Source organism: Streptomyces fulvoviolaceus, assembly GCF_000718165.1.
GTDB lineage: Bacteria > Actinomycetota > Actinomycetes > Streptomycetales > Streptomycetaceae > Streptomyces > Streptomyces fulvoviolaceus.
Genome location: NZ_JOEY01000081.1, coordinates 37,701 through 46,556 on the forward strand (window position 1 = coordinate 37,701; position 8,856 = coordinate 46,556).

The 8,856-nt window shown below is 70.7% G+C and carries 8 protein-coding genes; 4 read left to right on the forward strand and 4 right to left on the reverse strand.

Annotation, left to right across the window (positions count from 1 at the left end):
- Positions 1–96 precede the first annotated feature (96 nt).
- On the reverse strand, positions 97–1,101 hold the full coding sequence (locus tag IG08_RS0149095) for a helix-turn-helix domain-containing protein (protein ID WP_030620027.1): 1,005 nt from the start codon (positions 1,099–1,101) through the stop codon (positions 97–99).
- Between the two features lie 222 nt (positions 1,102–1,323).
- Here IG08_RS0149095 and IG08_RS0149100 point away from each other — a divergent pair, with 222 nt between their 5' ends.
- Together IG08_RS0149100 and IG08_RS0149105 are read left to right on the forward strand one after the other, a co-directional pair.
- Entirely contained in the window at positions 1,324–2,235 is a 912-nt protein-coding gene (locus IG08_RS0149100) for a DUF4394 domain-containing protein (protein WP_030620030.1), read from the forward strand.
- 177 nt (positions 2,236–2,412) lie between these two features.
- Positions 2,413–3,027, forward strand: coding sequence for a LysE family translocator (locus tag IG08_RS0149105; protein WP_030620035.1), 615 nt, complete (start codon positions 2,413–2,415; stop codon positions 3,025–3,027).
- Between the two features lie 19 nt (positions 3,028–3,046).
- Here the strand turns inward: IG08_RS0149105 and IG08_RS0149110 are convergent, their stop codons facing one another.
- Together IG08_RS0149110 and IG08_RS0149115 are read right to left on the reverse strand one after the other, a co-directional pair.
- On the reverse strand, positions 3,047–3,253 hold the full coding sequence (locus tag IG08_RS0149110) for a hypothetical protein (protein ID WP_030620038.1): 207 nt from the start codon (positions 3,251–3,253) through the stop codon (positions 3,047–3,049).
- 87 nt (positions 3,254–3,340) lie between these two features.
- Positions 3,341–4,786, reverse strand: a complete 1,446-nt coding sequence (locus tag IG08_RS0149115) for an MFS transporter (protein ID WP_030620041.1) — start codon at positions 4,784–4,786, stop codon at positions 3,341–3,343.
- 101 nt (positions 4,787–4,887) lie between these two features.
- On the opposite strand from IG08_RS0149115, the gene IG08_RS0149120 reads away from it, so the two are divergent.
- Positions 4,888–5,772, forward strand: coding sequence for a helix-turn-helix transcriptional regulator (locus tag IG08_RS0149120; RefSeq protein ID WP_030620045.1), 885 nt, complete (start codon positions 4,888–4,890; stop codon positions 5,770–5,772).
- Positions 5,773–5,956: 184 nt separating this feature from the next.
- Here the strand turns inward: IG08_RS0149120 and IG08_RS0149125 are convergent, their stop codons facing one another.
- Positions 5,957–7,402, reverse strand: coding sequence for an MFS transporter (locus IG08_RS0149125; protein WP_030620048.1), 1,446 nt, complete (start codon positions 7,400–7,402; stop codon positions 5,957–5,959).
- Between the two features lie 105 nt (positions 7,403–7,507).
- On the opposite strand from IG08_RS0149125, the gene dusB reads away from it, so the two are divergent.
- Positions 7,508–8,650 carry a tRNA dihydrouridine synthase DusB gene (gene dusB / locus IG08_RS0149130; RefSeq protein WP_030620051.1) on the forward strand — a complete coding sequence of 381 codons (1,143 nt, stop codon included), beginning with the start codon at positions 7,508–7,510 and terminating at the stop codon, positions 8,648–8,650.
- Positions 8,651–8,856: the final 206 nt, after the last annotated feature.

Genomic DNA, 8,856 nt, shown 5'->3' on the forward strand with positions numbered 1-8,856 from the left:
TTCGGGTGAAACGTATGTGCTCATCACGTCACCAGAATGCGGAGGGGCTCCTGGGGCTGTCGTTGACACAGGGTCCACAGGGGATTGACTATGCGTCTACTCGCCCCCGGACAGGACCTGGAACCGGTATTCCGTGGGGGAGATCCCGTACCTGGCGCGGAAGGCGCGGGTGAATTCGGAGGCGCCGCGGATGCCCCAGCGGGCGGCGATGGTGTGGACCGGCGTGGTGCGCAGCGCGGGGTTCGCCAGATCGCGGCGGGCGCCCGCCAGCCGCTGACCGCGGATCCAGGCCGCCACCGTCTCGCCCGACACCTCTTCCTGGAAGAGCCGGTGCAGATAGCTGAGGGAGATGTGGTGCGCGGCGGCGATCACGGGCGGCCGCAGCTCCGGGTCGTGCAGGTTCTGCCGGATGAACGCGCGGATGCGGGTGACCGTGACCCGGCGGTGGGTCTCCGGCGACAGGGCCACCTCGGCCTCCAGCGTGTGGGCGAGCCACGCCGCCAGCAGGTCGACCAGGACCATGCCCAGGCGGGGTGCGTCGGATGGCTGGAGGAAGTCGGACTGCCGCTCCAGGCCGGTGAGGAACCCCGTCAGCAGGGCGCCCGTTCCCTCCCGCCCGGACAGCCGCCTGCCCAGCAGTTCCCGGACCCGGTCCGGTGGCAGCGGCAGGAGGGACTTGGGGAAGTCCACGCCCACCCCGACGATGAAGGGGATGTCCCGATCGGCCGACGGCCGCATGTTGTGGGGCTGCACGTCGTACGGGCGTGAGGTGTCGGACAGCCACAGGTCGTGCGGGCCGTATGTGTCGGCCCGCCCCACGTGGTCGAAGCCCATCCCACCGCCGAGCACCAGCGACAGGTGGTACTCCTCGGGGTCGGACTGCCGCACCAGCCGCGCGTTCCGTCTGAACCGCGTCGGCCGGATCCGGATCGGCCACACGCGCACCGGCCCCAGTTCGAGTAATCGCTGCTCCGCCCGGAAGTCCGCGGCGTATTCACTGCTCATCTCGCTGGGCGCGATCGCCAGACTCATCACCTGCCGCCAGTACTCGAACCGGTGCTCCACCGGCACGTCCCCGGTCCGGAACGCCGTCCCGATCATCCGCCCGCCCTCCCCCTGTCCCCGTCGGGCGGCCCCGTCCTGTCCCGCCCGTGCGGAGGGTACTTGAGCTCCATGGACCGTCGGTTACCAAGGGCATACGAACACCCTGGTTCCGTAACAGACGTAACAGAACCGGGCTTTCGCCCATCCCGGGCGCATACGGCTCCGAAGGGAAGGTCATGCGCGGCCCACCGGGGGTCACGCGTCACTTACGGGGGCACCATGCGCAAGCAAGCAGTCATCGGCGTGGCCACGCTGGCCCTGGCCGTCGGCACGGTCGGCTATGTGGCGGCGAACGACCAGGGTTACTCCCCTTCGGGGATCTCCACCCAGTCCGGGACCGCGGCCGGGCTGCCCGGCGCCGCGGGCGACCGGCTGAAGGCGGTCGGTCTCACCGGCGACCAGAACCTCGTCAGCTTCCGCGTCGACCGGCCCGACCGCACGCTCCGGCTGGGCAAGGTGAACGGCCTCAAGGGCGACAGCAGGCTGGTCGGCATCGACTACCGCGTCCAGAACACCAAGCTGTACGGAGTCGGGGACAAGGGCGGCATCTACACGATCCGCGAGATCGGCGCCAAGGCCACCAAGGTCTCGCAGCTGAGTGTGGCGCTGCAGGGCTCGAACTTCGGCGTCGACTTCAACCCGGCCGCCAACCGGCTCCGCGTCATCAGCGACACCGGCCAGAACCTCCGCCACAACATCGACGACCCGGCGGGCGCGCCCGCGGCCGGTACGACCGCGGTGGACGGCACCCTCACCAACCCGCCGGTCCCGCCCGCGACTTCCGGCACGACGGCCATGGGCGTGACCGGAGCGGCGTACACGAACAACGACCTGAACGCCGCGACGGCCACCACCCTCTTCGACCTCGACACCGCCCAGGACCGGATCTCCGTCCAGTCCCCGGCCAACGCGGGCAACCTCGCCCCGACCGGTCAGCTGGGCACCGACGTGCCGTCCAACTCCGGGTTCGACATCTACAGTTCGGCGAACACCGGCACCAACAGCGGTTACGCGGTGACGGGTTCCCGGGCCCTCCGCGTCAACCTGCTCACGGGCGCGGCCACTTCCACCGGCTCCTTCCCGAAGGGACACCAGGTGGTCGACCTGGCGATCCCGCTGCGGCAGGGCTGAGGCCGAGTTTTCTCGCCCCCGCCGCCCCTACCCGTCCCATCCTTCTGGGGCTCCGCCCCAGACCCCGCTCCTCAAACGCCGGAGGGGCTGAAAAACCCAGCCCGTCCGGCGTTTGAGGACGAGGCCCCTTCAGGGCCGACAGCGGGGGTCTGGGGGCGGCAGCCCCCAGGGACGGGAATGGGAAGCATCGCCTTCCTCCTCACGACCCTCGTCGTGGTCGCCACCCCCGGTACCGGCGTCGTCTACACCCTTGCCGCCGGACTCTCCCGCGGGCGCCGCGCGAGTGTCGTCGCGGCGTTCGCCTGCACGCTCGGGATCGTGCCGCACGTGGTGGCCACCGTCACCGGGCTCGCCGCCCTGCTGAACGCCAGTGCGGCGGCCTTCCAGGTCCTCAAGTACGCCGGTGTCGCCTATCTCCTCTACATGGCGTGGGCGACGGTGCGGGACAAGGAGGCGATCGCCGTCGACGAGCGGGGCACTCCGAGTTCGGCGGGCCGGGTGATCGTCCGGGGTGTGCTGATCAACCTCCTCAACCCGAAGCTGACGATCTTCTTCTTCGCGTTCCTGCCACAGTTCGTGGACCCGGCCCGCCCGCACGCGCTGCCGCGGATGCTCGCGCTCAGTGGCGTCTTCATGCTGGTGACGTTCGTGGTCTTCGCCGCGTACGGCGTCCTCGCGGCCTCGGTCCGCGGTCACGTGATCTCGCGGCCGAGGGTGATGGCATGGCTGCGGCGGAGCTTCGCGGGGTCGTTCGTGGCGCTGGGCGCGAAGCTGGCGCTCAGCGGGCGGTGACGAGGGACGTCCGGATCTCCTACGTCTCCGTCGGATCCACCGTCGCCTGATGCGCCTCCGCCAGATGCTCCTGGGCCTTCAGCCACGGCAGGAACTGCGCGCCCTTGCGCCAGCCGCAGGTCTCGCAACTGACCGTGCGCTGCGTGCCTTTGCGCAGCACCCGGACGACGTGCTCGCGTCCGTGCTGGTCCCAGCGGCTCACCTTGCTCGTGTTGATCTGCAACATGTGCCTCGCCTCCGGATAGGAGTGTGCAGCAAGACCAACATCAACAGCAGTATCTTCACAGCGAGTTCGTCAAACCGTGAAGCCTCCTCACACGATCGTCCGCGGCAGCCGCAGGCTGAGCAGGCCGGTCAGGGCGACACCCGCCAGCTGGACCAGCAGCGTGGTGACCAGGGCGTTCCGCATGCCCATGCCCGGGGCGAGGGACAGGAAGAGCGTGCCGAGGGTGGCGACGCCGAGTGCCAGCGCGGACTGCTGAGTGGTGATCATCACGCCACTGCCGACGCCGGCCCGGGCGGGCGGCACCTCGGACAGGACGATCCGGAAGACCACGGGGAGTTGGAGGGCCTGACCTACTCCGGCGATCGCGCCGCCGGGCAGGAGCGCGACGAGACCGAGGTCCGGCCAGGAGCGCCAGGCGGCCAGCATGATCAGGGCCAGGCCGACCGCCTGGATCACCGCACCGGCGGTCACCACGCGCGTGCCGTAGCGGGCGATGAGCCGCGGGCCCGCGATCGAGGTGAACAGGAACGTCACCGCCAGCGGGATCAGGGCCAGCCCCGCCTGGACCGGACCGAGCCCCGCGCCCTCCTGCAGCGCCACCGCGATCACGAACATGAACCCGCTGAAGCCCATCGAGAACGGCAGGATCAGCAGCAGCCCGCGCCGCAGCGACACCAGCTCGAACAGGCTCGGCGGCACGAGCGGAGTACGGCCCTGGCGGTCCGCCCTGCGTTCCACGGCGTAGAACGACCACGCCAGGAAGGGGAAGGCCGCCAGCGACAGCCACGTCCACAGCGGCCAGCCCGCCGCCCGGCCCTCGGTCAGCGGGGCCAGCAGCGCGAGCAGGGTGGCGGCCAGCAGGACCGTGCCGGGCCCGTCCACCGGCTCGGGGCGCTGGGCGCGGGTCTCCGGGACCGTACGGGCCGCGAGGAACAGGCCGACGAGGACGACGGGCACGTTCACCAGGAACACCGCGCGCCAGCCGGTGCCCGCGCCAAAAAGAAAAGACAAAGGCGTCGCGGCGACCAGCACCCCGCCCAGGATCTGGCCCGCCACCATGGCCAGGCCGGCCGTCGCGCCGTACAGCCCCATCGCCTTGGCGCGGCGGGAGCCCGCGGTGGCCGACTGGATCGTGGCGAGCACCTGCGGCAGCATCGCGGCGGACGCCGCGCCCTGCGCGACCCGGGCCGCGACCAGGGTCCAGGCGGTGGGCGCGAGCCCGCACGCCAGCGAGGTCACGCCGAAGGCCGCCATCCCGCCGAGGAACAGCCGGCGCCGGCCGAAGAGGTCGCCGAGGCGGCCGCCGAGGACGAGGAGGACGGCGTACGCCAACCCGTAACCCGCCACGACGAGTTCGAGGACCGACTCGCTCGCGGCGAGGTCCGCGCCGATGGTGGGCAGGGCGACGTTGACGATGAAGAAGTCGATGAGGGGGAGTGCCGCGGCCAGCAGCACGGTGAACAGGCCGAGGCCGCCCAGCGCGGGCGGTGCCACGGGGGAGCGGACGGCGAGTGGAGTGGTGGTTTCGGTCACGCGGTCGAGCCTGCTCCCACTCCGAGCCTGGTACCAGAGTCTTCTTATCCTGGTAGAAGGAGTACCTGGAAACAGGGTCCGCGGGGCGGCAGGCTGGAGGCATGACGACGATGGCCCAGGAGACTACGGCGGCACCCCGCAGGGGCGAGGCGGACATCCGGCGGCACGAACTCGCCGCCTTCCTGCGCCACCGCCGCGAGCACGTCACCCCCGAGCAGGTCGGCCTGCCGCGCGGCCGCCGGCGCCGCACCCCGGGCCTGCGCCGCGAGGAGGTCGCGCAGCTCTCCGCGGTCGGCGTCACCTGGTACACCTGGCTCGAGCAGGCCCGCGACATCCAGGTCTCCGTCCAGGTCCTCGACGCCCTGGCCCGCACCCTGTTGCTCGACCCGAGCGAACGCGCCCACCTGTTCCAGCTCGCCGGGGCGGTGGACCCCACGCCCGCGACCACCTGCCCGTCGATCACTCCCGCGCTGCGGCAGGTCCTCGAACAGATGGAGCCGATCCCGGCCTGTGTGCAGAACAGCCGGTACGACATCCTCGCCTACAACCGCACGTACGGCCTGCTGCTGTGCGACCTGGACGCGGTGCCGCCCGAGGACCGCAACTGCATGGTCCTCTGCTACACGAGCGCGGAGTGGGCCGAGTCGATCGTGCACCTGGAGGAGACCCGGCGCCTCATGGCCGCCCGCCTGCGCGCCACGATGGCCGGCCATCTCGCCGAGCCCGCCTGGAAGATGCTCCTCAAGCGGCTGCGCGCGGAGTCCGCGGAGTTCCGAGAGGTCTGGGACCGGCACGAGGTCAACGCCCCCCGCCCCAAGCGCAAGGAGTTCCTCAACCGGTACGTCGGCCGCATCGACGTCGACCACACCGACCTGTGGCTCGGCCCGGAGACGGGGTCGCGCATGGTGACGTACGCGCCGGCGGACCAGGTGTCGCGGGAACGGCTGGAGCGGCTGCACGCCATCGCACTCGCCAAGTCCGCCTGAATCAGCCCCGGTTCACTGCAGCACCTTGCGGGCCGGTGGGGGGCTGCCCTGGCCGGGACGGCTCAGCGCGCTGAACAGAACTGGTGAAGTCGGCTGCGGAACCCCGCCCTTAAGGGGCGCGGGGAACTGCGCGACCAGCCGCAACGGACCCGCAGCCGCCCTACAAGCACCATCCCTACGGCGATCAGGCGGAAACCCCCGCAGCCTGACGGACCTCCGCAGACTCCAGCCCCGTAGCAGCCCGCTCAGCAGTGCCCCGAGCCCAGGCCCCACTGGTCACCGCTCCAAGCACCAGCACCGCAAGCCCGCACCCCACAAGAATCCACCACCCCGGCACCGCGGCGGACACGAACTCGTCCTTGTACGACGAGGCGCCCACGCCGGTGGCCAGCACCGCCCCGATCACCGCGACGCCGAGCGTCTGCCCCAACTGCCGACTCGTGGAAGCCACCGCCGCGGCCACCCCGGCCTGACTCCGCGGCATCCCGGAGACCGCCGTATTGGTGATCGGCGCGTTGACGAACCCGAACCCGATACCGAACAGCACGTACCCGAGGAACAGCGTGACGTCGGACGTCTCCGCGTCGAAGGCCGCGAAGAGCACGCCGCTCGCGGTCGTGGCGATTCCCGCGATCACCAACGACAGCCGCGGTCCCCGACTGCCCACCAGCCGCCCGGACAACGGCGCACACAGGAACATGGGCACAGCCATCGGCAGCATCCACAGCCCGGCATGCAGCGCGTCCAGCCCCCGCACGTTCTGCAGATACAGCGTCGACAGGAACAGGAACCCACCCAGCGCGGCGAACGCGCTGATCGCGATCACCGTGGCCCCACTGAACGGCGCGGACCGGAAGAACCGCAGGTCGATGAGGGGCTCGTCACGCCTGGGCTCGTACCAGAGCAGCCCGGCCAGCGCGATGACGGTCACGAGGGCGAAGGGAAGGATCGAGACGAACCCCGCGTTCGGCGCCTCGATGATCGCGTACGTCAGCGAGCCGAACAGCGCGATCACCAGGATCTGCCCGACCGGGTCGGGTCGGCGGGCCTTGGGCGCCCGGGACTCGGGGACGTACCGCAGGGTGAGCAGCAGCGCCGCCAGCCCCACCGGCAGGTTGACCCAGAAGATCGAGCGCCACCCGACCGAGTCCACGAGCAGCCCGCCCACCAGCGGCCCGGCGGCCATCGATATGCCCACCACCCCGCCCCACACGCCGATCGCCCGGGCGCGCTCGCGCGGTTCCGTGAAGGTGTTGGTGATGATCGACATGGCGACCGGGTTGAGCATCGAACCGCCCACCGCCTGCACCATGCGGAAGGCGACCAGCGCGTCCAGGTTCGGGGCGACGGAGCACAGCGCCGAGCCGATCGTGAAGACGATCAGCCCCGCGATGAAGACGCGCTTGCGACCGATCCGGTCGGCCGTGGAGCCGGCCAGCATCAGCAGCGAGGCGAGAACCAGCGTGTACGCGTCGATCGTCCACTGCAGACCAGCCGTGCTCGCGTCGAGGCCCCGCTGCATGGCGGGGAGGGCGACGTTGAGGGCGGTGGTGTCGAGGCTCACGATCAGCAGGCTCATACAGCAGATCGCGAGCACCAGCATGCGGCGCCGGTGGCCGAGCTCGGGCATGCGCTCCAGAGTACGCCGATGTCGATAGTGCGTCTAACTAATGAGTGGTACATGATCATTGACCGGGTCGACGGGGCACTCACCCGCGTACGCGACAATGGAGCAATGTCCACGCCCGTGTCCCCCTTGCAGATCGGCCCGCACACCGTCCAGCCGCCCGTCGTCCTGGCCCCCATGGCCGGGATCACGAACGCGCCCTTCCGCACCCTGTGTCGGGAGTTCAGCGGTGGCAAGGGCCTGTTCGTCAGCGAGATGATCACGACCCGGGCGCTGGTCGAGCGCAACGAGAAGACCATGCAGCTGATCCACTTCGACGCGACCGAGAAGCCGCGCTCGATCCAGCTGTACGGCGTCGACCCGGCCACCGTCGGCAAGGCCGTCCGCATGATCGCGGAGGAGGACCTCGCCGACCACATCGACCTGAACTTCGGCTGCCCCGTCCCGAAGGTGACGCGGAAGGGCGGCGGCTCCGCGCTTCCGTACAAGCGGAACCTGCTGCGGGCGATCCTGCGCGAGGCGGTCAGTGGCGCCGGCGACCTCCCGGTCACCATGAAGATGCGCAAGGGCATCGACGACGACCACATCACCTACCTCGACGCCGGCCGCATCGCCGTCGAGGAGGGCGTGACGTCCATCGCCCTGCACGGCCGCACCGCCGCCCAGCACTACGGCGGCACGGCGGACTGGGACGCGATCGCCCGCCTCAAGGAGCACGTGCCGGAGATCCCGGTCCTCGGCAACGGCGACATCTGGTCGGCGGAGGACGCGCTGCGGATGGTGCGCGAGACGGGCTGCGACGGGGTGGTCGTGGGGCGCGGGTGCCTCGGACGGCCGTGGCTGTTCGCGGACCTGGTGGCCGCGTTCGAGGGGCGTACGGCTGACATCGCGCGTCCCTCCCTCCGCGAGGTCGCCGACGTCATGGTCCGGCACGCCACCCTGCTCGGCGAGTGGATCGGCGACGAGGCGCGTGGGGTCATCGACTTCCGCAAGCACGTGGCCTGGTACCTCAAGGGGTTCGCGGTCGGCTCCGAGATGCGCAAGCGGCTCGCGATCACGTCCTCGCTGGCCGAACTCCGGTCCGGGCTGGACGAGTTGGACCTCGACCAGCTCTGGCCAACCGGTGCCGACGGGCCCCGTGGTCGTACGTCCGGCAACAACCGGGTGGTGCTGCCGGACGGTTGGCTGAAGGACCCGTACGACTGCGCGGGGATCGGCGAGGACGCGGAGCTGGACACGTCCGGGGGTTGAGGGGGATGTTTTCGCCCCCGCCGCCCATTCCCGTCCCTGGGGGCTGCCGCCCCCAGACCCCCGCTTTCGGCCTGAACGGCCTCGTCCTCAAACGCCGGACAGGCTAGAAAGATCAAGCCCCAGCCGGGAAAGTCCAGCCTCGGCCGGCAAAATCCAGCCCCTCCGGCGTTTGAGGAGCGGGGTCTGGGGCGGAGCCCCAGAAGGAT

What these genes read in the sequence shown, in the direction of transcription:
- dusB (WP_030620051.1), top strand. Translation starts at nt 7,508, where the DNA reads ATGTCCACGCCCGTGTCCCCCTTGCAGATCGGCCCGCACACCGTCCAG.
- IG08_RS0149125 (WP_030620048.1), bottom strand. Translation starts at nt 7,402, where the DNA reads ATGCCCGAGCTCGGCCACCGGCGCCGCATGCTGGTGCTCGCGATCTGC.
- IG08_RS0149095 (WP_030620027.1), bottom strand. Translation starts at nt 1,101, where the DNA reads ATGATCGGGACGGCGTTCCGGACCGGGGACGTGCCGGTGGAGCACCGG.
- IG08_RS0149120 (WP_030620045.1), top strand. Translation starts at nt 4,888, where the DNA reads ATGACGACGATGGCCCAGGAGACTACGGCGGCACCCCGCAGGGGCGAG.
- IG08_RS0149105 (WP_030620035.1), top strand. Translation starts at nt 2,413, where the DNA reads ATGGGAAGCATCGCCTTCCTCCTCACGACCCTCGTCGTGGTCGCCACC.
- IG08_RS0149110 (WP_030620038.1), bottom strand. Translation starts at nt 3,253, where the DNA reads ATGTTGCAGATCAACACGAGCAAGGTGAGCCGCTGGGACCAGCACGGA.
- IG08_RS0149100 (WP_030620030.1), top strand. Translation starts at nt 1,324, where the DNA reads ATGCGCAAGCAAGCAGTCATCGGCGTGGCCACGCTGGCCCTGGCCGTC.